Raw genomic sequence first — 234 nt, forward strand, 5'->3', positions numbered from 1 at the left:
AGCTTTATTTGATCTTTTGCTGAAAAGCGGCGCCACCATTCATGAAATGAATACAGTGCGCAAACATACTTCCGCAGTAAAAGGCGGGCAGCTGGCATTAAAAGTATATCCGGCTACGTTATGCACGCTTATTCTGGGCGATGTGGTAGGCGATGACCTGGATGTAAGAGGCTCAGGCCCTACGGTGCCCGACCGTTCTACCTTTGCAGATACGTGGGCCATATGGGAAAAGTA

At 49.1% G+C, this 234-nt stretch carries 1 protein-coding gene; it reads left to right on the forward strand.

Translation table 11 applies throughout. From position 1 onward, the window contains the following. On the forward strand, nt 1-234 hold a 234-nt coding region (locus KVT36_RS32255), incomplete at both ends, for a DUF4147 domain-containing protein (RefSeq protein ID WP_217607517.1).

The organism is Chitinophaga sp. GbtcB8 (assembly GCF_019091455.1).
GTDB lineage: Bacteria > Bacteroidota > Bacteroidia > Chitinophagales > Chitinophagaceae > Chitinophaga.